Annotated in this window: 22 protein-coding genes, 1 tRNA gene and 1 pseudogene; 13 read left to right on the top strand and 11 right to left on the bottom strand. The window is 64.8% G+C overall.

What is annotated here, in order from left to right:
- The first annotated feature begins 290 nt into the window (after window positions 1–290).
- From ACQP1G_RS24720 to ACQP1G_RS24710, 3 genes are all read left to right on the top strand, one after another.
- Window positions 291–1793 (top strand): PfkB family carbohydrate kinase, encoded by a 1503-nt coding sequence (locus ACQP1G_RS24720; RefSeq protein ID WP_433191950.1) that lies wholly within the window; start codon window positions 291–293, stop codon window positions 1791–1793.
- 142 nt (window positions 1794–1935) lie between these two features.
- On the top strand, window positions 1936–2670 hold the full coding sequence (locus ACQP1G_RS24715) for a GTP cyclohydrolase II (protein ID WP_433191949.1): 735 nt from the start codon (window positions 1936–1938) through the stop codon (window positions 2668–2670).
- Between the two features lie 184 nt (window positions 2671–2854).
- On the top strand, window positions 2855–4687 hold the full coding sequence (locus ACQP1G_RS24710) for an AMP-dependent synthetase/ligase (RefSeq protein ID WP_433191947.1): 1833 nt from the start codon (window positions 2855–2857) through the stop codon (window positions 4685–4687).
- A 125-nt stretch (window positions 4688–4812) separates the two neighbouring features.
- On the opposite strand, the gene ACQP1G_RS24705 is transcribed toward ACQP1G_RS24710, so the two are convergent.
- From ACQP1G_RS24705 to ACQP1G_RS24690, 4 genes are all read right to left on the bottom strand, one after another.
- Complete coding sequence (locus ACQP1G_RS24705) at window positions 4813–5349, bottom strand: YbhB/YbcL family Raf kinase inhibitor-like protein (protein ID WP_433191946.1); 537 nt, start codon at window positions 5347–5349, stop codon at window positions 4813–4815.
- Window positions 5350–5366: 17 nt separating this feature from the next.
- Window positions 5367–6728 (bottom strand): M20/M25/M40 family metallo-hydrolase, encoded by a 1362-nt coding sequence (locus tag ACQP1G_RS24700; RefSeq protein ID WP_433191945.1) that lies wholly within the window; start codon window positions 6726–6728, stop codon window positions 5367–5369.
- Window positions 6729–6926: 198 nt separating this feature from the next.
- Complete coding sequence (locus ACQP1G_RS24695) at window positions 6927–7079, bottom strand: hypothetical protein (RefSeq protein ID WP_433191944.1); 153 nt, start codon at window positions 7077–7079, stop codon at window positions 6927–6929.
- Between the two features lie 259 nt (window positions 7080–7338).
- Entirely contained in the window at window positions 7339–7695 is a 357-nt protein-coding gene (locus ACQP1G_RS24690) for a winged helix-turn-helix transcriptional regulator (protein ID WP_433191943.1), read from the bottom strand.
- Between the two features lie 252 nt (window positions 7696–7947).
- Here ACQP1G_RS24690 and ACQP1G_RS24685 point away from each other — a divergent pair.
- A tRNA-Leu gene (locus ACQP1G_RS24685) sits at window positions 7948–8035 on the top strand.
- Here ACQP1G_RS24685 and ACQP1G_RS24680 read toward each other — a convergent pair.
- Window positions 8014–8610 (bottom strand): hypothetical protein, encoded by a 597-nt coding sequence (locus ACQP1G_RS24680; protein WP_433191942.1) that lies wholly within the window; start codon window positions 8608–8610, stop codon window positions 8014–8016. The two genes, ACQP1G_RS24685 and ACQP1G_RS24680, sit on opposite strands and share 22 nt — an antisense overlap.
- Before the next feature lie 59 nt (window positions 8611–8669).
- Between ACQP1G_RS24680 and ACQP1G_RS24675 the strand changes: the two genes are divergently transcribed.
- Both ACQP1G_RS24675 and ACQP1G_RS24670 read left to right on the top strand, forming a co-directional pair.
- Complete coding sequence (locus tag ACQP1G_RS24675) at window positions 8670–9434, top strand: hypothetical protein (protein WP_433191941.1); 765 nt, start codon at window positions 8670–8672, stop codon at window positions 9432–9434.
- A 402-nt stretch (window positions 9435–9836) separates the two neighbouring features.
- Window positions 9837–10628 (top strand): annotated as a pseudogene (locus ACQP1G_RS24670) (helix-turn-helix domain-containing GNAT family N-acetyltransferase); the annotation flags it as partial.
- A 25-nt stretch (window positions 10629–10653) separates the two neighbouring features.
- On the opposite strand, the gene ACQP1G_RS24665 reads toward ACQP1G_RS24670, so the two are convergent.
- The gene (locus ACQP1G_RS24665) at window positions 10654–11184 is read right to left on the bottom strand and encodes a DinB family protein (protein WP_433191940.1); all 531 of its coding nucleotides are present in this window, start codon (window positions 11182–11184) and stop codon (window positions 10654–10656) included.
- Between the two features lie 206 nt (window positions 11185–11390).
- On the opposite strand from ACQP1G_RS24665, the gene ACQP1G_RS24660 reads away from it, so the two are divergent.
- The 4 genes from ACQP1G_RS24660 (at window position 11391) to ACQP1G_RS24645 (ending at window position 14213) form a co-directional block, all read left to right on the top strand.
- Window positions 11391–11723 carry a hypothetical protein gene (locus ACQP1G_RS24660; protein WP_433191939.1) on the top strand — a complete coding sequence of 111 codons (333 nt, stop codon included), beginning with the start codon at window positions 11391–11393 and terminating at the stop codon, window positions 11721–11723.
- 145 nt (window positions 11724–11868) lie between these two features.
- Window positions 11869–12006 (top strand): hypothetical protein, encoded by a 138-nt coding sequence (locus ACQP1G_RS24655; protein WP_433191938.1) that lies wholly within the window; start codon window positions 11869–11871, stop codon window positions 12004–12006.
- Between the two features lie 567 nt (window positions 12007–12573).
- A complete protein-coding gene (locus ACQP1G_RS24650) occupies window positions 12574–13722 on the top strand; it encodes a glycosyltransferase (RefSeq protein ID WP_433191937.1) in 1149 nt (382 codons plus the stop codon).
- A gap of 29 nt (window positions 13723–13751) precedes the next feature.
- Window positions 13752–14213: a TylF/MycF/NovP-related O-methyltransferase gene (locus ACQP1G_RS24645; RefSeq protein WP_433191936.1), complete on the top strand. Its 462-nt coding sequence runs from the start codon at window positions 13752–13754 to the stop codon at window positions 14211–14213.
- A gap of 953 nt (window positions 14214–15166) precedes the next feature.
- On the opposite strand, the gene ACQP1G_RS24640 is transcribed toward ACQP1G_RS24645, so the two are convergent.
- Window positions 15167–15448, bottom strand: coding sequence for a hypothetical protein (locus tag ACQP1G_RS24640; protein WP_433191935.1), 282 nt, complete (start codon window positions 15446–15448; stop codon window positions 15167–15169).
- 19 nt (window positions 15449–15467) lie between these two features.
- Entirely contained in the window at window positions 15468–15965 is a 498-nt protein-coding gene (locus ACQP1G_RS24635; protein ID WP_433191934.1) for a hypothetical protein, read from the bottom strand.
- Window positions 15966–16123: 158 nt separating this feature from the next.
- Between ACQP1G_RS24635 and ACQP1G_RS24630 the strand changes: the two genes are divergently transcribed.
- On the top strand, window positions 16124–17059 hold the full coding sequence (locus tag ACQP1G_RS24630; RefSeq protein WP_433191933.1) for a TetR family transcriptional regulator: 936 nt from the start codon (window positions 16124–16126) through the stop codon (window positions 17057–17059).
- Window positions 17060–17110: 51 nt separating this feature from the next.
- On the opposite strand, the gene ACQP1G_RS24625 is transcribed toward ACQP1G_RS24630, so the two are convergent.
- The 3 genes from ACQP1G_RS24625 to ACQP1G_RS24615 form a co-directional block, all read right to left on the bottom strand.
- Complete coding sequence (locus ACQP1G_RS24625) at window positions 17111–17269, bottom strand: hypothetical protein (RefSeq protein WP_433191932.1); 159 nt, start codon at window positions 17267–17269, stop codon at window positions 17111–17113.
- A gap of 184 nt (window positions 17270–17453) precedes the next feature.
- Entirely contained in the window at window positions 17454–18344 is an 891-nt protein-coding gene (locus tag ACQP1G_RS24620) for a TIGR03619 family F420-dependent LLM class oxidoreductase (RefSeq protein ID WP_433208770.1), read from the bottom strand.
- A 353-nt stretch (window positions 18345–18697) separates the two neighbouring features.
- Window positions 18698–19078 (bottom strand): hypothetical protein, encoded by a 381-nt coding sequence (locus tag ACQP1G_RS24615; protein ID WP_433191931.1) that lies wholly within the window; start codon window positions 19076–19078, stop codon window positions 18698–18700.
- A 528-nt stretch (window positions 19079–19606) separates the two neighbouring features.
- Between ACQP1G_RS24615 and ACQP1G_RS24610 the strand changes: the two genes are divergently transcribed.
- Both ACQP1G_RS24610 and ACQP1G_RS24605 read left to right on the top strand, forming a co-directional pair.
- Window positions 19607–20908 carry an MFS transporter gene (locus ACQP1G_RS24610; protein WP_433208767.1) on the top strand — a complete coding sequence of 434 codons (1302 nt, stop codon included), beginning with the start codon at window positions 19607–19609 and terminating at the stop codon, window positions 20906–20908.
- Window positions 20905–22170: a carboxylesterase family protein gene (locus ACQP1G_RS24605; RefSeq protein ID WP_433191930.1), complete on the top strand. Its 1266-nt coding sequence runs from the start codon at window positions 20905–20907 to the stop codon at window positions 22168–22170. Before ACQP1G_RS24610 ends, ACQP1G_RS24605 begins: the two co-directional genes overlap by 4 nt.
- Window positions 22171–22211: the final 41 nt, after the last annotated feature.

The following is a 22211-nucleotide window of genomic DNA, read 5'->3' as shown; positions in this document are numbered from 1 at the left end:
CGGGGCGCGGTTCGGCTCGAGCTCGGTATCGGTCCCGCCGGCCCTTGGCTCCCCGCGCCGCCGTGCGTTCCTGATCAGCAGAATCACTCTCATCACCAGGCCCTCCCGAGTCATCTGGTGGGCGACCCGCAGTCGCCGTAACTCAGTGTGGCATTTGCCATTCACTACGGTCAATTGCCGTTGTAAGTTGGTAATTGCCGGTTCATACGGCGGCTAAACCCGAAGACTGGGTAACACCCATGGATACCACGACGAAACACCGACGAACCACACGGAGATGGATCTCGCCCATGGTCCAGCAGGACTCACGCACGGTTGCCATCCGCAATATCCTCACCAGGCTCAGCAAGCGCTCGGGGCTGAGCGCGGATCGCTTGCGCACTACCGAGATCGACGTGGCTCCGCTGCTGGATCTACCCATCGTTCAGCAGCGTGCGCAGCAGGAGGGGGTATCCCCGGAGGAGGCCGTGCTACCGGTGGTCAGCGATCTGGCGCGGCAGTTGGATCCCACCAATCGGTTGATCGCCGATGTCGAGCTGGCTCTCGGCCTGCTGCGCGAAAAGCATCCGGCCGGAATCGATCAGGACCGCCTGTATGCCGCGGACCTCGGCGAGCGCCGGGAGTATCTGACCGCACAGTGGCGGGTGCTGCACGAGGCGCTCGGGGCCGAATCCATCCCCGACGCGCCGTCGGTTCGGTCGTTGCGGGCAACGCCCGAACGTCGGGCTTTTACCGCCCTGGCCGGACAACTCGCGGCCGCGTCGACGTATTCGGTGTCGAACTACCGATTCACACCCGAGCCGAAAGTTCTTATCACGCTGCCGGATTCGCAGTCCCGCCAAGGCGTGGTCACGGTCATCGGATCCGCGGTGATCGACCACATCTACCGGATCAGCGATATCCCGTCGGCGGGTAAGTCCACGCCCGGCAGTTTCGAGGTACATGCTGGTGGCAAAGGCTTGAACCGTGCTGTCGCCGCCGCGCGCCTCGGCCTGCGGGTCCGGCTGGTCTCGGCCGTCGGCGACGATGACGCGGGCAGGCATATCCTCAACTACCTGGCCACTGAAAACGTCGATACCGAGTTGGTCCGGGTGGTGCCCGGCGCGCAAACGAACGTGTCGGCGGTAATGATCACCAGTACCGGTGTGTCCAGCAAGATCGGTTGCGAGGATGACCGCATCCGGCAAGGGGCATACGACATCCGGGACCCGAAGCTCCGTGCGGCACTCGAGTCCTCGGACGCGGTCCTGCTGACCTTCGAACAGCCCGCCGACGCGGTCCGGCGGGTGCTGGCCATGGTCCGCGGCCTGGCCGACCCACCATCGCTGGTGGTGCATCCCTCGCCGCCGGTCGATGCGCCGCAATATCTCTATGAGTATCTGGATGCCGTCGACTATCTCGTGGGTGCGCCATGGGAATTGCGCCGCATGCTGCCCAGAGATTCCGTCGCGGCCGGACCCGACGATGCGCAGCGACTGCTCAGCCTCGGTGTGCGGGCGGTATGTGTGACCGAGGGCTTCCGGTGCACCGTCCGGTCCGCCGACGTCAACGCCGATATCGCGAATTTCCCAGTCGCGCTGGAGGATTCGCCGGGCGCCGCAGCGGCGTTCTCGGCGGCGCTGGCATATCAGCTCGTCACCACCCGGCGACCGGCCGATGAACCGGAATTTCGGTGGGCGACCGCCGCCATGGTCGCTACCCAGTCGTTCGGCGATATTCCGGACGCTATGCCCTCCATTCGGGATATCGACCGAATCGTGCAGCTCGCCGGGGAAGAACCGGCCGGAGCATGATGCTCACACGGCGCGGCTCGACAGAGATTTACAGCGCCGAAATGGTGATCGAGTTAGAGTTCCGTCGTTCGCCTGGCAGCCCGAGAAATCTCGTGCCGCACACGACAGCAACCCCAACTGTCCAATCGTCGTCGGAGGAGCATTGACCCCAGCTGTGCCCGATCTCGGTGAGACCGCCCATCGGCTCACCCGCAAGGGGCATGATCTGCAGGTTCGTGTGATGGAAGTGGCCGGTGGCGCCGAGTGCGGGCATGTGCTCGTCTTCGGCGACGTCGACGATGGGTGTCTGGTCCGGGTGCATTCGCGGTGCTTATACGGTGAAGGACTCGGCTCGGATGATTGCGATTGTGGGCCCGAACTGGACAAGTCGCTGGATCTGATCTGGGCCGAGGGCGGTGGCGTCCTTGTGTATCTGGAGCAAGAGGGCCGCGGCGTCGGCTTGGTCGCCAAGGCGCTCGGCTACCGGGAAAGTCAGCGTTCGGGGGCGGACACGTTCACCAGCTATGAACGGCTGGGATTCCCTGCGGACAGTCGGAGCTATCTGCACGCGGCGAAAAGTCTGCAGGATCTCGGATTGACCCGGGTGCGTCTGCTCACCAATAATCCGGCCAAGGTCGCGGAGCTGCGCTCGGCCGGTCTGACGGTCACCATGGAGCCGTTGCTGACTCCGGTACTCAGCGCGCGGGCCGCTGCCTATCTCGACGCGAAACGTCGACGCCGCGGCCATCTGATCCCCATCAGCGATGTGCCATGGGCGCCGGACGTACAACCGGTGTTCAAACCCAAGAGCCGCATCTGGCGTGTCTTCACGTTGCGCGTTCAGGCTCGACGCGCCCGTCGCCGCGCCGCTCAGCCAGCACTTCCCGCGTCCAAGTAACGGACACGATTACCCCGATCTGGCTACCATGAGTGAGCCGCGCCACTCGGTGCTATCCCACCGCGTGACACGATGAGATAGAGTCGCCTGCAATTTATCAGGAGCAGCGGGTCTCGGGCCGTGTGGGAACCGCACGGTTGCGCGCTGGGCGCGGTTCACCCCAGAGATATCGGGAAACGAGAAGATGACGACAACAGAAATCGGTTTCGCGCACGAGTCCGGCAAGACGGTCTACACGGTGCCCGAAGCATTCCAGGAAACCGTCAAGCTACGTCCGGATCAGGTCGCGTTGCGCACGGTCGGCGGCACCACGGAGATCAGCTGGCGCGAGTACGGCGAACGGGTCGAAGCGCTGGCGGCGGGGTTGGCCGGACTCGGGGTCGGCCACGGCGACACGGTCGGCATCATGCTCACCAACCGGCCCGAGTTCAATCTGGTCGATACCGCCGCACTGCATCTGGGCGCCACTCCGTTCTCCATCTACAACACCAGCTCCGCCGAGCAGATCACCCACCTGTTCACCAATGCCGAGAACAAGGTGGTGATCACCGAGCGCGCCTTCCTCGAGGTGATCAAGGGCGCGGGCGTCGCGCTGGAGCACATCGTGGTGGTCGACGGTCCGGCCGCCGATTCGGTCAGCCTCGCCGACCTGGAGGCGAAACCGGCCGCCGACTTCGATTTCGATGCGGCCTGGCAGGCGGTCACCCCGGACGATCTCGCGACCTTGATCTACACCTCGGGCACCACCGGCCCGTCCAAGGGGGTGGAGATCACCCACCGCAATGTGATGGCCCAGGTCATCGCGCTGGTCAACGGCCCGCTGCGGGTCGGTTTCGACGACCGCGCCATCTCTTATCTGCCCGCGGCGCACGTCGCCGACCGCATCTCCGGACACGCGATCAGCCTGCTCACCGGCATTCTCATCACCTGCGTACCGGATCCGCGCGAGATCGCCGCCGCACTGCCTGACGCGCGCCCCACCATCTTCTTCGGTGTGCCGCGGGTGTGGCAGAAGATCAAGGCGGGTATCGACGGCAAGCTGGCCACCGAACCGAGCCCGGTGAAGAAGGCGCTCGCGCACTGGGCCATCAGCACCGGTATCGCGGCCGCGCGAGCCGATTTGACCGGTAAGGGTCGTGGCCCAGTGCTCGCAGCGCAGCACAAGGTCGCCGACGTGCTCGTGCTCTCGAAGCTGCGGGCCGCGCTCGGTCTGGACAATCTCAAAGTCGCCGCATCCGGCGCCGCGGCGATCCCGGCCGAAACCCTCGAATACTTCCTCGGACTCGGGTTCACCGTCAGCGAGGTATGGGGCATGTCGGAGACCACCGGCGTGGCCACCTACACCGAATTGGCCAAGCCGCGACCGGGTTCGGTCGGGCGCGCCGTCGAGGGCCTGGAACTGCGGCTCGGCGAGGACGGCGAGCTGCTGGTACGCGGCCCGATCATCACACCCGGCTACCGCAAACAGCCCGACAAGACCAAGGAGGCCCTCGACGCCGACGGCTGGCTGGCCACCGGCGACGTCGCCACCATCGATGCCGACGGGTATGTGCGCATCGTGGACCGCAAGAAGGAACTGATCATCAACGAGTCGGGTAAGAACATCTCCCCGACCAATATCGAGAACGCGGTCAAGGCGGCCTCGTCGCTGATCGGTCAGGTGGTGGCGATCGGTGAGGCCAAACCGTTCATCTCCGCGCTGATCGTGCTCGATCCGGACACCGTCGCCATCCGGGCCAAGGAAATCGACGCGCCCGCCGACGATCTCGCCGCACTGGCCACCCGCAAGGAAATTCTGGACGAGGTGCTGGCCGCGGTCGTCGCGGGCAACCGCAAGCTATCGCGGGTCGAGCAGATCAAGCGGTTCACCGTGGTCGGCAAGTCGTGGGAGCCCGGTGGTGACGAGCTGACCCCGACGATGAAGCTCAAGCGCAACCCGATCGCGGCCAAATACGCCGAGGAGATCGGCACGCTGTACACCACGCCGCTGCCCGAGTCGGTCGTCAACGTCTCCTGACCTCGCACAAGATCTGTGGCCCTGAGCAAACGCTCAGGGCCACAGTCGTTCCCGTCCGCCGCAGGAGCGCACGCATCGGTCGGCCGGACCGCATATGTCCGGTCACGAGCAGACGTGTGCGCTTCCTAGGCGACCTCGTACTTGGCGACGATGGTCGCGCGGGCGAGGGTGTGGGAGAAGAGATTGAAACCGAGGTAGGCGGGGGTGCCGTTCTCATCGATCTCGAGCCGGTCCACGTCGAGCGCGTGCACCACGATGAAGTAGCGGTGGTACCCGTGTCCCGCAGGCGGCGCCGCACCCACGTATCCGGGGAACGCGCCGTCATTGCGCAGCGTGACCGTGCCGCTGGGCAGCGACCCGCCCTCGCTGCCCGCGCCGCGTGGCAAGGAGGTGATGCTCGCCGGGATATCGGCCACCGCCCAATGCCAGAAGCCGGACGCGGTCGGCGCGTCCGGGTCATAGACGGTGACCGCGAAACTCTTTGTCTCCGTAGGGAATCCGGACCAGGACAACTGGGGCGAGATGTCCTTGCCGCCCGCACCGAACACGCCGCTGACCTGATCGTTGTCGAACGTCTGGCCATCGGCGACATCCTCGGACGTCACCGTGAAGCTGGGCACCTGTGGGAGCGCGTCGTAGGGGTTGTAGGAGTAGTCGGGCACGATGGTCCTTTCGATCGTCAGCTGTGCAACAGGAAGTGTTCCAGCACCTGGGTGCCGAATTCGAGTGCTTGCACCGGAACCCGCTCGTCGACACCGTGGAACAGCGCGGTGAAGTCCAATTCCGGTGGCAGTTGCAGCGGTGCGAAGCCGAAGCAGCGAATGCCCAAGCGGGCGAACGCCTTTGCGTCGGTACCGCCGGAGAGCATGTAGGGCACGGTGCGACCCTGCGGGTCGTGGGCGAGGATGGCGTCGTTCATCGCCTCGACAAGATGTCCGTCGAAGGTCGTTTCGTAGGAGTCGAGTTTGGTGATCCACTCGCGTTCGACATCCGGGCCGATCAACTCGTCCACCTCACGTTCGAACGCGGCCTGCCGTCCCGGCACCACCCGGCAGTCGACAACCGCCTCGGCGGTCTGCGGGATCACGTTCGCCTTATAACCCGCCTGCAGCATGGTCGGATTCGCGGTATCGCGCAGCGTGGCGCCGATGATGCGGGCGATAGTGCCCAGTTTCGCGAGCTGACCCTCGATATCGGGGCTGGACGGATCGAACTCCAACCCGGTCTCCTCGGCGACGGCGGCAAGGAATTCGGCCACCGAATCCGAAAGCACCAGGGGGAAGGTGTGTTTGCCCAGCCGCGCCACCGCCGCCGCCAAAATCGTGACCGCGTTGTCCTCGTGCAGGAATGAGCCGTGGCCGGCACGGGCCTTGGCGCGCAACCGCATCCAGCCCAGCCCCTTCTCGGCCGTCTCCACCAGATACAGCCGACGTTCGGTGCCGTCCGGACGCGGCACCGTCAGTGAGAATCCGCCGACCTCCCCCACCGCCTCGGTGATCCCCTCGAACAGATCGGGCCGGTTGTCGACCAGCCACTGCGAACCCCACTTGCCGCCGTTCTCCTCATCGGCGAGGAAGGCGAAGACGATATCGCGCGGCGGCACCGTGCCCTCGATCTTGAACTGCCGCGCGATGGCCAGCATCATGCCGACCATATCCTTCATATCGATCGCGCCGCGCCCCCACACATAGCCGTCGCGCACCGCACCGGAGAACGGGTGCACACTCCAGTCCGCGGCTTCGGCGGGCACCACATCCAGATGTCCGTGGATCAGCAGCGCACCGCGACTCGAATCGGCACCTTTCAACCGCGCGAACACATTTCCGCGGCCCGGTGCCCCCGATTCGACATATTCGGTCGTATAGCCCGCCTGATGCAGCTGATCGGCCACCCACTGCGCGCACTCGCGCTCCCCCTTGGTGGTGGCCAGATCCCCGGTGTTGGAAGTATCGAATCGGATCAGCGTACTGACCAACTCGACCACCTCGGACACGGCACGAGATGTGGTGTTCGGACCGGATACTTCGCCACTTGCAGACACGTACCCTTTCCTACCACCTGGTACCGGCCGCGCCACGCCGAACCTCCGGCGTACGACCGGGTTCGCACCGCCTGTGGTGCGGATTCGCGCGCCGACCACATCAGCATCACGATGATCGCAACGACCGCAAAGCCGGATGGTCCGAGTAGACTCCGCGGTTCTGGTGCGGACGCAGCGCCCGCACCGGAGGATGGTGCGCTACGGGGTGTGCCGGTCGAGTGTGAATACCACCTCGTACCGCCCCGGACTCGCGTGGCCGAAGCGCTTATTGCCGTCGATCAATCCCCGGTCCATCAGATGCCCGATAACGCGCTGGACGGCGGCGAGGTCCTCGGTCTGTGCGTAGTTCACGACACGGGTGCCATCGAGGCTGCGGTGCAGGCTGGCCGAGATCCAGCCCCTCGCGCGCTACCTCGGCTGCCCGTGCGAGGTAATCGATCAAGGGCTGCTGCTGTTCCGATGCCACGGTAAAGGCGCTTACCGGTGCCGACCCAAGTCCTTTTCGACCCCTGCAGCCTACGTGGTTTGGTCGAAAGAGGTCAGCTGCCAACACCTTCCGCGAACCGCACTCGGACTGCTGCGGCTCGGCGCGCTCGCACGACGGCGGCCGTCATCCGGGCAAATGCACGCGTCCGGCGCCGATCCGGTCGATGCGGACGCGTCCCCACGCGCCCAGCGGTGCCAGCGCGGCGTTGAGCGCACTGCCCAACTCGGTCAACCGATACTCGACCTTCGGCGGCACCTCACGGTAGATCTCACGGTCGACGATGCCGTCCTCCTCCAGTTCGCGCAGCTGCTGGATCAGCATCTTCTCCGAGACTCCGGGCAGACCGCGGCGCAGTTCGCCGAAGCGACGCACACCATGGTTCTCCAGTTCCCAGAGGATCAACGCCTTCCACTTGCCACCGACCACGTCCATCGCCGCGTCGATGCCGCAGAAGTATGGCCCGGATCTCTTTCCACCCATCGCCTGACCTCGCTACCTGTTCACAAACGTGTCGGTAAGTACCCGACCGAATAGTAGGTACTTGTCGACGTCTCCGGCAAAGAGCAGATCATCGACGGCCACGGCCCCCTGGCCTTCGAACGCACCGTCGAGGAACGCACCTGACCACCCTGCGCGTCGTACGCTCCCCCGAACGCGCGACCCCAGAAATCACCAGCTAAACCCACGATTTGGTCAACGCCGGCACATCCGATAACCTTGCTGAGCACACCGGTCCGGGTGGCGGAATGGCAGACGCGCTAGCTTGAGGTGCTAGTGCCCTTTATCGGGCGTGGGGGTTCAAGTCCCCCTCCGGACACCAGTGCTAAACCCAAGGTCGGCCCCGACGACAGCGAGCTGTTGTTGGGGCCGAAACTGTATGTGGAGTTGCAGGGCTTGATACAGGTTCGCCTTGTCTGATCGCGCGTCGGCCGCGAGTACGGCGGTGATGTCGCCGAGTGAGTCGATGAGCTTGCGGATCTCGGTTTCGGTCAGCCGAGGTGCATGCGGCAGATTCTGGAGTTCTACGTGGGCTGCCGCTTTGTCGGCTTGCGCGGTGTTCATCGCCGAGACCAGCGCTTGTGGGTCCACCCCGGCCTCGATGGCGGCGAGGTGGCGCGTGAGCCGGGCTTCGGCGTCGGCGACGCCGCCGCCGCAGCGCACGCTTTGCGTCGCGGTCGTCGTCGTTCTGGGCGGCCAGCAGTGTCGCCACGGTGTGATCGCGGTGGGCGCGATCGAACAGGGTCGCCAGCCACCCTCCGGAAGCATCCGCCTCCCCACTGCCGCTGTCCATTCACGTCCACCGCTACCGCAACCCGTCGCATCCCAGGGGTGGCGCTCTGAGTTGGGGTCCCGGTAGTAATCCTGCGAAAACAACGACAATGGTTTGACCAGCAATGATGGCGGGCGTCCTGGTCCTCGACCTCTTTATCGGGTATTGCAGCGAGAGCGCGTAATTGGTTGCGACCATTGTTCTCATGAGCACTGAGCCCAGCGCTCCTCAACCCTCGGGCGAGCAGCCCGAGGCCGACGCGGCGCAGCCTCAACCATCACCGGCCTCCGCCGACCCGTCGCAGCCGCCGACTGCTGATGAGCCGCCCGGCGCAACCTCTTCCGCTCCGAATGAACCTCAAGCCCGCGGTGCGGACCGCAGCGGACGATATGCACTTGTCACCGCGCTGAGTGCGGCACTGCTGTCAGGAGTTGTATCGGCCGGTGTCGCGGCCTACGTCAGCGCGAACCAGTTGAACCGCACCGCACAGTTGACCGCGGAGACGACACTACGAGCGGAACGGCAGAAGGCGTACGCCGACTACCTCAACAGCCTCGGCGACGTGGCGACAGCGATGGGCGAGCTCAAAGGCGCGCTGACGGCGCATCCACACGACCGCGCTCTCGCCTCCCAAGCGATAAACACGCTCGCCAACGCTTTCACCGTCGGTACCAAAGCCGCCAACGTCGTGACCGTCGCCGGGACGGACGGCATGCAGACCATCATCATCGATTACAAGCACAGCGTCGTGGTGCCTGTCATCGACGGAAGGCTCACCCCCTTCGTGATGCAGTACGTCGAACCCGGAACGGCAGGCGAGAACGACGACGCAGGCATGGACCGAGAGTCCTCCGCACTCGTCACCGCGATCGACGGCTACGTGGACAACCTTGGCAAGCTTGTCCACCAATTCGTTGAGCAGGCCCGCAAGGACCTTCATACGCAGTAGGGTCCCGGTAGGCAGCCCAGAACGTCGTCGAACGGACCAATCGTTGCGGAGCGAGTAGTCGGCACGATCGGTCAGGGCCACGCCTCGTGTCGTCACCGTCCGGGCCTGCCGGGGAACCGAATACCTGCCAACTCCAACACTCAAACGCCGGCGCCCAGATCATGCGGGCCACAGAATTCCTGGCCTGGCTGGGCGAATCCGGTCTGTCGTTGCGCCGCTGCGACCAGGCAACACTCGACGGCTGGCACGCCACCCATCTGGTTCACCAGCGCGCCAGCAGCAAATCGTTCTTCGACTGGGCGAAATCCACCGACCGCATGCCTCGACTCGACGTCCCGGCCACACCAACCCGGCCCGGGCAGTCACTCACCCAGCACCGACGCCTGCAAATCCTTCGAAAGCTACACCTATGCGGGATGGTTCGCCTGCCTGGCCGATCCGACGCGGGTTCGGCTACTGCATCAGGTCGCCACGCGCCCGGCGGGCATCACCGTGGGCGAGTTGGTCGAGGCGCTGGACATCGGACAACCCACGGTCTCGCATCATGTCCGCAAGTTGGCCGATGTCGGGTTCGTCAGCGTCCACAAGAACGGAACCTCCACGGTGGTGATGGTCAATCCGGCATGCTGCACCGGCATGCCGCATGCCGCGGACGCGGTCATGGGCGTGCTCACCCAGCGTCCGTGCTGTCCGGCCGATCTACCCGCCGATGTGAGCGTGCGCGCGATGACCGACGGCGACTGGGATGATGTGCTGCGCATCTACGGCGAAGGGATCGCCACCGGCAACGCCACCTTCACCACCGAGGTTCCCGACCGTGAATCCCTTGACACGCAATGGCTTCCGGATCACCGGTGGGTCGCCGAGATCGACGGTGCCGTGGTGGGCTAGGCGGCGCTGAGCCTGGTCTCGGCGCGCGAGTGCTACCGCGGGGTAGCCGAGAACTCCGTCTACGTCGCCGAGGACATGCGCGGACGCGGTGTCGGCAAGACGCTACTGCACAAGCAGGTCATCGCCGCCGACGAAGCGGGCCTGTGGACCTTGCCGACCGCAATCTTCCCGGAGAACCGCGCCAGCATCGCCCTGCACCACTCCGCGGGCTACCGCACCATCGGCGTGCGCGAACGCATCGCCCAACTCGACGGAGTCTGGCGCGACACCGTTTTCCTCGAACGCCGCAGTCCCGTGCACTGACAACGGATCTCGCAAGTCCGCCCGCTCACGTGAGCGAGGTGAGGGTCAGTTGTCGGCGATGGTGCTCGTAGTGCCGACCCGGGTAGCGGTAGATGTCGGCGAGGGTCATGTAGTCGTGAAAGTAGGGATCCCAGCGGGTCGAGTAGTGCATCCCGCGCGTGAACTCGCGCTCACGCTGGAATGATCGCTCTAGCGCGCTGATGACGCGGTCGAGTTCGGCGCCCATGCGCTCCCGGTTGTAGAACCGGGCCGCCAGGCAGGAGCCGTAGTAGTTGACCTGATGGAACGGTCGTGTTGCCGCGTCGAGGAGGCGAGCGAAGCCACGGTCCACGGGGTCAGGAAGCCGATCGAACACCCGCACCAGGATCAGCAGTCGCTGCACGATCATGTAGCCGAACACCATGTGGAACGGCAGTTGCTCGTTGGTCCACCGTGTTCCCGACGACGGCGCGTTCCACTCGTCGGCGCGCACAAGCGCGAGCAGTTGATGAAAGTCTGTGCGCGCTCGCTCCAACTCGGCGGCCAACGCGGCGCGGTCCACCGTCGGGTCTGCCATGCGATGCTCCTCAACCTGTATTCGCATTGTCGCACCGCGCTTGGTGGACACGACCGATTCGGCAGTTCGAGAGCGCGGCCCGGACCTGCGGGCCTTCATCGCCCGCCGGGTCCCGCGCCCGGAAGACGCCGACGACATCCCGTCGATCGTGTTCCTGCGAATGGCCAAAGCCTGGACAATCTGCGTGATCAGGACCGGCTGCTGGGGTGGATGTATGCCATCACCCGCAACGCGATCACCGACTACTACCGCTCAGCGCCCCACCGCCGCGAACTGCCATCGCCGCCGCCCCGGACAACCCATCCACCGGCGACGCTGAACTCGACACCGACGAAGCGGTGCAGAAGGAACTCGCCTCGTGCCTGGTTCCGATGCTGTCCGCCCTGCCCGCCCAGCAAGCTGCCGCGGTGAAGATGGTCGACCTCGACGCCCGCACACACGCCGCCGCCCGAGCAGTCGGGTATCTCGGTATCCGGGATGAAATCCCGCGTCCAACGCGGCCGCGCCGCTCTGCACGCACCGACTCCATCCAGCGATGAGATGCGACGTCACTGCACCGCTAATTCAGCAAGTTTCGATATCACACACCGCCAGTATCGGAACTTCCACGGATCAGGTACGGGAACCGAAGTCCGGCTGCAGATTGATCCCTCGCGAGACAAACGCGGCGGCCTCCTCGGACCGGTGCTGCCCGGCGAACGGCCCCGCCGCCGGACCGCGTCACAACAGGACACCGACGAACTCGCCGCCCGCCGCCAACTGGTCGCCGTCACCCGCGCCCGAGACTACCTCTGGCTCGGAATCGTCGACGGAGCACTGTGAATCAACTAGGTGACTGGTGTCGAACGGACCCTTATGCGGGCCCCCGGCGAGATCGCCGGGCCCACATAAGGGTGTTGGGCTGGTTGGACGGTCTCGGCGGCTGAGAGTTGTTCCCGGTTGCGCCGGTAGCGATTTGGCGTTCGGGGTGTTGCCGGTTGTCAGGCGGTGGCGGCGCGCAATCATGAAATGGCAAGCCCGGAAGGGCAATCGGGGGCGACTACTGACTCCAGCGCGACCGGCTCGACCCCGCACACCGGCCCTTCGGACAAGCCACAACCCGGACCTATCACCAAACAGACCAACCCCGACCTGCGAATCATGTCTTGACACGAGAGGGGAGCCATTATCGTGCGTTGGTCGAGCGCTCCGCAGTTCCTCTCGCTGTATCGCGCGCCGCGTACCGCATGACTGGTCGGGGCCCATCCGATAGGTCGGCTTGCCTGCCGAAATCTGGTACAGAACAAGGGATTACGGCCTGGGTTACCAGAAAATTACGGCCTCCGACGCCTTCGTCGGTAGCGTGGGAGGCCGCGAGCATCGGCTCGTGACCGAACGAAGGTGATACCCGTGAAAGTGCTGTTCAGTGCAACTCCGGCCTATGGCCACGTTCTGCCGCTGGTACCGCTCATGCAGGCGGCCGTCGATGCCGGCCACACCGTCGGGCTGCTCTCTAGCGCCGGGTTCCGCACCGCGATCACCGGCGAACTTCCCGGGAACGTCGAGTTCCTCCAGGCCGGGGTGATGCCCGACAGGTTCTCCCAGGAGGCGGCCGACCGCACCGGCGCTGATGTCTTCCATCCGACGCCCCCGGTCATCGGAGAGATCTTCGGCGGCGCCCGAGTCGACCTCGCCGTCGCCGAGAGTGTCGAGCGGGCCATCGACTGGCACGCGGATCTCGTCATCGCCGAACCGTTCGACGCACTGGGACCGCTCGTCGCCACCCGGCTCGGCATTCCTTGGCACAGAGCGGGTCTCGGCCCGGCTCTCCCGGCGATCATCGCCGAGGAGATCGACCGCGCCGCCGCGATCCGATACGAACGACTACATCTGCGCCCGGTCTCGCCCGCGAGCTACATCGATCCGTGCCCACCTCAACTCCAGGATCCGAAATGGACACCCGCGACCGCGGTACAGCCGATCCGGCCACAAGCCCACCGCCGCTCGGAAAACGTCGTTCTGGAGCTACCCGACTTCGACCCGGCCGACCGGCCCACAGTGCTCGTCACCTTCGGCACCATTTTCTCCGACCCTGACACGCTCTCCGCAGCCGTCACGGCCGTCGCAGACACCGGAGTAAACGTGATCGCCACGCTCGGCGCATCCCTGCGCCACCCGACCGCGCATCGGGAACCCCGGCAGCACACGGCCGGAACCGACCCGGCACGCGTACGGTACGTGCCCTTTATCCCGTTGGCCCAGCTCCTCGACCGAGCCGATTTGGTCGTCGGCGCAGGGGGCGTCGGCACCATCCTCGGCGCCCTCGCCCATGGCCTACCGATGGTGCTGTGGCCCCAAGGCGCCGACCAGCCCATCAATGCTGCCCGCGCCGCCGCGTCGGGAACCGCGATCACTGTCGACGCCGCGACCGCAATCTCCGTGGCGGTGACGAAGGCGCTCGATAACCGCGCATACGGTGCGCGGGCCCGCGAGGTCGCGGACGAGATCGCCCAGCGTCCCGGGCCCGCCACGGTGATCGCGGAGATTACAAACCCGTAGCACCGCGACACCAGGGAGCAGCGATCCACATGACCGAAACTCGTGAACTGTATATGAATCTCATGAAGCGCGTGCTCACCAGTCTCATCGACGAGGACGCACCGCTCCAGACTTTCGACTTCGGCGACGGAACCGCACCCGCCGACCTCCGCCTCGTGGGCCGCGACTGGCCTACCGTCGCACACACGATGGTGGGCTCGAAGCGGCTGGACAACCTGCAACTGTGCGCGGAAACCGTTATCCGTGAAGGGATTCCGGGAGATTTCATCGAGGCCGGCCGACTGACGTCGAGAGCGGACCGCAGCCCTCCTCCGAACAGGCGGTATTCGGCTATGAGCGTGCGCCTACTCTCGCTACATGGACCGCCCGCCCGGAGTGTGTCGGGCGTTGACGGCCGTGGATCGCTCGGACATAAACGACGCTCGCGGATGGCTGAACCTCCGCAAGGTGTTCGCGCAATACCACACAACAGCGAAACCGCAGATCGATGACCTGCGGTTCCGCCAGCCGGTGGAGCTAAGGGGACTCGAACCCTGACCCCCACACAGGAGTTCGTGATGTCTCGTGATTCCCGCTTGGCCCCACTCCTGGGCAGAACGATCCCTCATCCCAAGTGCGCGAAGGTTTCTTGGATTATCAGCGTTCCTCAGGAAACCGCCGGTCAGAACCGGTCCCATCCTTATAGGGCACCGCCGGGGCACGAACCTGCGCAAACCGGACCAGAACCGTCACGCCACCGCTATTTCGCGATGACCAGCAGTTTTCGATGTTGCAGGAGGTTGGCGTACTGGTCGATACCCCCTCCGGACACAATTCGCAGCGGTTCTACCTGCTGTTATTCAAACCCACATTGACACCTTGTGACATCGTCGCAGGTCGGAAGCGCGGGGGTCCAAGTCCGTCCCGGACACCACCCGCCACGTTCCGCTCCATCGCGGGCCGGCTCATCAGCTGCACCGCCGCCACGACAGTCGCACCCCGCGAGACACGGTGCCGGGCAGCAACTCACGCCGGGTAGCTCGAGCAGGACGACTACGAAGAAATCCTTCCAGCCCCTCCTCTCGGTGAGCCACCTCGGTGTCACCTATCTGCGCAACAGCCCCAGCTGCGGCCGGAATGGATGATGCAGTCTCGTCTCGAGCAACGGATGGTCTCGACGGGCCGCTTTCGGGTGTGCTACACCTCGGCTTCCGTACCTCACCCCACCGGAACCTCTCCAGGTCCACAGCAATGTCAGCGGCATGAGACGCGACCTGGCATCCCCCAATTTCTGACCTTGGGTGGGCATCAAGGTAAGGACAGGGATTGAGCCACGGAGCCAGAGCTGCCAAGTCTTCGGGATTCAGCTTGGTAACGCCATTCTCACACTCGCGATGAGAGCCCGTTCTGTAGTCGTAATCCGCATACATGCGGGTGTTACATACTGAGCAACTCCACGCAGTTATCATGGTCTCGGATTTTCTTGCACTCTGGACTCATGAAGTAGGACAGCTTCACGAGCTTCGCCTGGCTGTGGAAGCTCCTGGTAGAGCTTGAAACCAAGATTCTGAACAAGGTAGGTTTGTTTTGCCCATTCATATGCGTAGAGCGCTCTCTGCAGCCATCGTGAGGGACAATCTTGAAAGTAATCGCTAAAGCAATCACTGGGGTGGGGATCGTCCATCATCAGGGCTTCCATAGCCGCATGAAACCCGGCTCTGTTGATATCTATGTCGTGAGAATTCATGATCAATCCTTGGTTTGAATTAGTGTGAGACACCTCCGGCGATGGCAGCAATAGCAAGAGGCAGCAACATACGGATCGCATTTACCTGTCTGCTTGGAACAACGCCAGCAATCCGCGGCCCAGTTGCCGCAAGCCGGCGGACTGGATCGACGCGTTCGCCGTCAGAGGCCGGTGGTGCGCGTACCGGCGAACGGTAGCGAAGGGCTCGTCGCGGCAGTGCTGTTCGCAGAGGATCGGATCGCCAGTAGTACGCACCAGGAGACACGTCGGAAATGAATTCCGCGGCGGGCTGGGCCGGCGTGGCCGGCGACCGTACCAGCAACACCGGATCACCGTTCGGATCCCGGATCAGCCGCTGCCAGGTGAACACCTTCCCTGCGGTGCTCTCCCGAGCCTCCCGCACGACCTCCTCAGCCGTCGGATAGTTCAGCGCCCCCGCTTCGTCATCAGAGCCATGCTTGCCCCGGTTCGTCGGCAAATCCCACAGCGAGTCGATAAGGGCTGGCGCCTCGGCCATCGCGCATCCTTCCGTTCACCTGGAATATGAACACTCACCGTACGTTCGATAGGTAGCTGTTCAGTTGGTGACCATCGTCACTACACTTCGGAAGGATGTCAAGTGATCTGCTGGTACCTCTGCAATCTGGTTGGCAAGGGGTGTGTACGATGTTCAGCATGCCTGAACATGAGATCGCGGGTGAGGGTTCTGGCGACACCGGTGCGGGTCATCTGGTACGCCAGGCTCGAACGGCGGCTAGAGTCTCGCTGCGCGAACTGGCGCGCACCATCGGCGTCAGCGCGGGGACCCTCAGTGCCATCGAGAACGGCAAAACACCGCTGACCGTCGGCCGGCTCGACCGGATCGCTGCCGAACTCGGCGTCTCCACCGTCGACATTCTCGCCACCCGGCTACCATCAGCCGCCGACGCTACCGGCACATCATCCGCCCGGTCGGCCGGTGATGGGCAAACATGGCGCAGTTTCGAGCCCCTGGAACTCGATCCTGCTCTCGACGCGGCGATCTCCGCATTCCTGCAAACCGGTTACCACGGCGCGACGATGAGGAGCATCGCGGCCAACGCCGGTATGAGCGTCGCCGGCGTCTACCACTACTACTCGAGTAAACAAGACCTGCTCGTCGCGATCTTCGATCTCGGAATGTCCGAACTGCTTTGGCGAATCCCAGCGGCCCGCAACGACGGCGCCACCGCGGTCGAACGATTCGCCAAAATGGTCGAAGCCCTCACGCTGTTCCACGCGTACCGTGGTGACCTCGCGTTCATCGGCGCCAGCGAAATGCGCAGCTTCGACGAACCCAACCGCTCCCGAGTCGCTACTCAGCGCATAGATATTCAGCGAATGATCGACGACGAAGTTGCCGCCGGCATCCGGGCAGGCGAGTTCACCACCCGCTACCCCCGCGAAGCCGCCCGCGCTGTCGCCACCATGTGCACGTCTCTGCCGCAGTGGTTCCGCCCTGGCGGCCCCATCTCTCAACAACAAATTGCCGTCGAATACGCGCAATTCGCCGTCGACATCATGCGCGGACACACAACCCGAGCCGTCATGGCCCAGACTTCTTCAGGGAGTGTCGGCTCCAGTAGGAGTTGAAGGTTCCGTTGCTGGGCGGTCGGCAACAAAGGTAGTCTCCGCCGCGACGAACTACTGGAAACCCTCGAGATGGCGAAACCGGCCCGCGCCCAGGTGATCGTGCTCGCTCTGGTACTCGGTGCCGACGAGAACCGGGCCACCAAGAAACTGTGGCGCTACGCCGAGCGCGGCGTGCGCCGCTACCTGAAATTCCTGTGCGAGCTCGGACACCGCTCGTGCCAGTCGAACTCGCCGCCCTCGGCGACGTTGGTGATGCGCCGCGCCTCCGCGCCCTGCCAGTGCGGCGCAGCCCAACAACCACCCGTGGCCCGCAGCGAGAGGACCGACGAACACCGATACGACCGGGCTGAACCACCTCGAGCGGCTTTGCTGGCGAGGCAGGCCACCGTGTCCCCTACTGTGACTGGTCGGTCACGGCGGTTTCGAAGCAGGTAAGCCGCGAAAGGGCTTCCAGCTGTTCGAGATAGTGTGTGAGCGACCGATGTCGCAGGCGAGGCTGCACTATGGTGGCGCCCGCCGCACTTAGTACGCCGATCACCTGTTCGGCATGATCCGGTGCGGCGACCGGGTCCAGCGGCTCCGGTGTCCCCACCACCACCTCGAAATCCGGTGCGGCGGGCGCACACTCCTTCAGCCGAGCCCGCAGCTGTTCAGCAGTCACGGCGGCGGGCATCCATCCGTCGCCGAGCATGGCTGCACGTCGCAGTGCGGCGTCGCTGACGCCGCCCACCCAGATCGGCATGCGCCGCTGCACGGCATGCGGATCGACTACCAGACCAGAGAATTGGACGTACTGCCCGGTGAATTCGGGCGCGCGCTGCCCCAGCGCGACACGCAGGGCCGCGATAGCTTCGTCGGCCCGACGTCCGCGATCGGTGAACGGTGCACCCAGCATCTCGAATTCCTCACGCGCTGTCCCGACGCCGACACCCAGCACCACCCGGCCGCCGCTGATGCGGTCCAGGGTGCCGTATCGCTTGGCAATGGCCAGCGGGTGGTGGTATCCCAGCACAAGCACACTGGTGCACAACCGGATTCGCGTTGTCCGGGCGGCCAGGTACGACAGCGTGGCCAGTGGATCCCAGTAGCGGGTCCCGCGCGCCCCTTTCAACATGGCGGACTCGGAGTGCTCCGCGACCGCGATGTGCTCACTGCATGTGACATGGTCGAAGCCCAGCCGATCACCGACCTCGGCGACGCATGCGATCTCCTCGATCCCGGCTTCGCTCTCCCACTCGGCGGAGCGCCCCGGAATCTCCAACACCACCGGGGTACTGATACCCATCCGCACCTTCACCAGTCCTCCCAAGGGTCGATCGTCCGCAGCGGGCCCGTCGGCAGTATCGTCTCGACGTCGGGACACGGCGGTCCGAATCCGGCGGCGTCCCATTCTCTCTCTTGCGATCAGCCAGCTCGCGGGTGACCTCGGCTGGGTCCGAGTCCAAGTACAGCAGCCGGATTCGCACCGAGCCAGGCAGGTATTCAACCGTGCCGTCCAGCCGCGGCGCCGGATGCTTGCGTAGTGAACGCAGCGCGAAGGTCCACGCGCCGGCCACGCCCACTTGGCAGGCAACCGCACTCGGTCGTACCAGCGATGCTGCCCTGGTGTCCGCAGGCCGTGTGGCTCCGCCAGCCGGCTCACCGTGATGTGCAGGCACTGATCTCCAACTCGGTGGCGCTGACCCGCCGCACCTGGACGCCGACCGCGTCGGTGACCTCAGGCGCGTGCTGGTACACCATCAGCAACAGCTGCCGCGCCGCAGCGGCCAGTTCCTCGTCCGCGCCGGCGTCGGCATGCGAGAGTTCCTCGGCCAGCACGGCCCGCCGGGCGGGTGACTGTGGCTGCTGTTCCACCACACCGACATCCACGGAACGGAATCGGCGGGCGATCAACTCCTTCACACTCCGATAGGCGTCTGCGACAACCTGTTTCGCTGTGTCGGTAGTCCCCGCAGCCGCACCGGCCGCAATCGCCGCCGCCACCATCGTCACCGGATGCAAGATGTTCCTCAGCGACATGCCTGAATGGCTATGGCGCCAACAATTATTGGCATTCGACAGGCATGCGTATGCGAGCGAATACTGCCGTAATGATCTCCGCCACACCGAAGGATCAATTCAAATGTGCGTCAGTCACGACAGCATCCGCAGACGAGGCGTTCTGAGGGGGCTCTTGCCGGCGGGATTGCCTTGACCGCAGATCTCAGATGTCGTGAATCGACTCCGACCGGCCTCCGTGGGTTGGCCAACAAAGCGACGCGACAACCGCGCAGCACAAATAGTGAATCCGCGACCCATTATGCATATATCGGCATTGCCGTCGCTCATTGCTGATGACATTTGCGTTTGGGCATACCCGGACAGCAATAGCTCAGGCGAAATTCGGCATTTGTATGTGATAGCGCACACCGCCACTATTCGAAATACGGCTTGCAGATCCGCACGAAGCGGCGTTTGCCGGCACTCTCACCCGAACCGATAGGTCACGTCCATGAGCAGCTCCCCACGAGTAGCCCTGCCCCGCACCGAACAGTAGCTCCCAGCGGGATCGCGCTGGCAACACTCGCCGGCACCACACTCGAGTGGTATGACTTCTTCCTTTACGGGACATCCGCCGCGCTGATATTCAACAAGCAGTTCTTTCCGTCCCTCAGTCCCACGGTCGGCACACTCGCGGCATTCGGCACATTCGCCGTCGGGTTCATCGCGCGCCCAATCGGAGGCTTGGTCTTCGGCCACTTCGGCGACCGGATCGGGCGGAAGGCGACCCTGGTCGTGTCGCTGGTGATGATGGGGCTCGCGTCCACACTCATCGGCGTCATCCCGAACTATGCCTCGATCGGGTTCTGGGCGCCGGTCCTGCTTGTCACCGTCCGCATCGTCCAGGGCGTCGGACTCGGTGGAGAAGGCGCCGGCGCGACGCTCATGTCGATGGAACATGCGCCCCCGAACAAGCAAAACCTCTATGCCGGCTTCCCGCAGATGGGCACACCCGCCGGACTCGTTCTCGCCAACACCGTCTTCCTGGTGTTCAGTACCCAACTGTCCGAGCAGGCATTCACCTCGTGGGGCTGGCGCGTGCCGTTCCTGCTGAGCTTTGTCCTCGTCGCGATCGGCCTGGCCATCCGGCTGCGCGTCACCGAATCGCCGTCGTTCACCCGGGTCCTCGCGGAGGCGGACGTGGTGAAGTTCCCGCTGACGGAATCGTTGAAGGTCGGATTCTCCCGGCTATCCCTGACCCTGCTCGCGGTGGTCGCAAACTCCGCGGTTGCGTACGTGTTCATGGTCTTCGCACTGGCCTACGGCACCCAGCGGCTCGGTTACGGCAAGAACTTTCTGGTGCTCAACGTCACAGTCGCGGCCATCCTGTGGCTGGCAACGATTCCGTTGTGGACGGCCTACGCCGATCGCCACGGTCGACGCGCGATGTTCGTCATCGGATCCGTAGCGATCCTGGCCTGGTGCGTCGCGTTCTTCCCGCTATTGAACACCGGTAACAGCGCCCTCGCGGTTCTGGCATTCCTCGGAATGGGCGTCATCATCCCGGTGACGCACTGCGTGCAGGGCAGCATCATCGCCGACACATTCCCCACGCACGTGCGGTACTCCGGTACATCGCTGATTCTGCAATTGGGTGCCATCCTCGGGGGCGGCCTGACTCCGATAATCGCCACCGCACTGCTCAACGCGACCGATTCCTCGATGGGGGTGACCTGGTACCTCGCCGGGATCTGTGGTGTCAGCCTCGGCGGCGGTGTCGCGCTGTTCCGCCGCTACCCGGATACGCTGACCCAGCACCCGCACCGACCGACGGGCCCGACCGCAGACCCGGCAGTATCGGTGCAATGACGGTGCGAACGGAGTACCTGATGATCGCCCCAGAGCCGGTGCACACCGAAACCATCCGCTATGCCACAGCGGGCCGATTCGAGAGGCCGCGTCCGGTCACCGCTGACGACCCAGCCAGTGGCCAGCTCTGTCCCCAGCTGTCGTCGCGGCTCGACGCCGTGATGGGCCGGCCCCACGATCGCCCTCCGCAGGGCGAAGATTGCCTGAACCTATCCATCGCCACCCCTGCGCGTGATCACCGGGCGCGACCGGTGATGGTGTGGTTACACGGCGGCGGATTCAACAGCGGTGGCGGACTCATGCAGTGGTACGACGGCAGCAGATTGAGCGCCGACGGTGACGTGGTCGTGGTCAGCGTCAACTACCGGCTGAGCATATTCGGATTCCTGCACCTCGACGGAATCAGCACAGGCAACCTCGGCATCCTGGACCAACTCGAGGCCCTGCGCTGGGTGCACGCACACATCGGCGAATACGGTGGCGACCCCGACAATGTGACTCTCTTCGGTCAGTCGGCCGGCGGTGTATCGGCCCGACTGCTGATGGAGGTGCCCGAAGCGCGCGGCCTGTTCCACCGAGTCATTATGCAAAGTGCCCCGCTGTCGATCTCGAAGCAAGATCCCGAGATCGCGGCGCGGGCAGCTGAGATCTTCGCCGACCACCTCGGCTCGGATCCGCGCACCGCCGACCCCGCCGACATTCTCCGTGCGGTCCACGCGACCGCCGCCGAGTGGAAGAACGTCGCCGCGTATTCCTTCGAGCCGCCATTCGGTCCGACCGGAGGGGTCGGCCCCCTCGACGCGTCCGACGACAGGCTCGGCGAGCTCGCCACCGACCTCGACGTGCTGTACGGCTGGAACGCCGACGACCTGACCGCATTTGCCCCCCAGGGGCGCGACATCGAGCCGATGATGGAGGAGATCTTCGCTGCGCCGTGGCGAGCACTGAACCAGCGGCTGGTGCGGGCGGGCGCACACACGCAGTCCTATCGCCTCGACTGGCGTCCGGATGGCTCGGCGTTCGGGGCAACCCATTGCCTCGAACTGCCGCTGCTGCTGGGGCCCGAGAACGCTTGGCGCGGATCACCGATGCTCGGCGGCACCCTCTGGAACGAGGTCGAGGCATTCGGCACAGCGCTGCGCCGCGCGTGGATATCATTCGCCCGCACCGGTACCCCCGACTACGAAGCCACCGCATCGTGGCCGATCACTTGGCGGCGCGAAACCGATTCCGCTCTGCGCCCGGTACGGTTGGCGCCATAACTGGAAAACGAGTCGGCGCGGGTGTACGCCCGGTTGACCCG

It is taken from the genome of Nocardia sp. CA-107356, from assembly GCF_050946365.1.
Taxonomy (GTDB): domain Bacteria; phylum Actinomycetota; class Actinomycetes; order Mycobacteriales; family Mycobacteriaceae; genus Nocardia.
The sequence above is the reverse complement of the archived record's forward strand: the minus strand, read 5'-3'. Positions and strand labels throughout refer to the sequence as shown.

Bases quoted from the DNA above. Each gene is read 5' to 3' on its own strand.
- ACQP1G_RS24720 (WP_433191950.1), top strand. From the start codon at position 291: ATGGTCCAGCAGGACTCACGCACGGTTGCCATCCGCAATATCCTCACC.
- ACQP1G_RS24710 (WP_433191947.1), top strand. From the start codon at position 2,855: ATGACGACAACAGAAATCGGTTTCGCGCACGAGTCCGGCAAGACGGTC.
- ACQP1G_RS24690 (WP_433191943.1), bottom strand. From the start codon at position 7,695: ATGGGTGGAAAGAGATCCGGGCCATACTTCTGCGGCATCGACGCGGCG.
- ACQP1G_RS24665 (WP_433191940.1), bottom strand. From the start codon at position 11,184: ATGGCAGACCCGACGGTGGACCGCGCCGCGTTGGCCGCCGAGTTGGAG.
- ACQP1G_RS24645 (WP_433191936.1), top strand. From the start codon at position 13,752: ATGACCGAAACTCGTGAACTGTATATGAATCTCATGAAGCGCGTGCTC.
- ACQP1G_RS24640 (WP_433191935.1), bottom strand. From the start codon at position 15,448: ATGAATTCTCACGACATAGATATCAACAGAGCCGGGTTTCATGCGGCT.
- ACQP1G_RS24635 (WP_433191934.1), bottom strand. From the start codon at position 15,965: ATGGCCGAGGCGCCAGCCCTTATCGACTCGCTGTGGGATTTGCCGACG.
- ACQP1G_RS24630 (WP_433191933.1), top strand. From the start codon at position 16,124: ATGCCTGAACATGAGATCGCGGGTGAGGGTTCTGGCGACACCGGTGCG.
- ACQP1G_RS24620 (WP_433208770.1), bottom strand. From the start codon at position 18,344: ATGGGTATCAGTACCCCGGTGGTGTTGGAGATTCCGGGGCGCTCCGCC.
- ACQP1G_RS24615 (WP_433191931.1), bottom strand. From the start codon at position 19,078: ATGTCGCTGAGGAACATCTTGCATCCGGTGACGATGGTGGCGGCGGCG.
- ACQP1G_RS24605 (WP_433191930.1), top strand. From the start codon at position 20,905: ATGACGGTGCGAACGGAGTACCTGATGATCGCCCCAGAGCCGGTGCAC.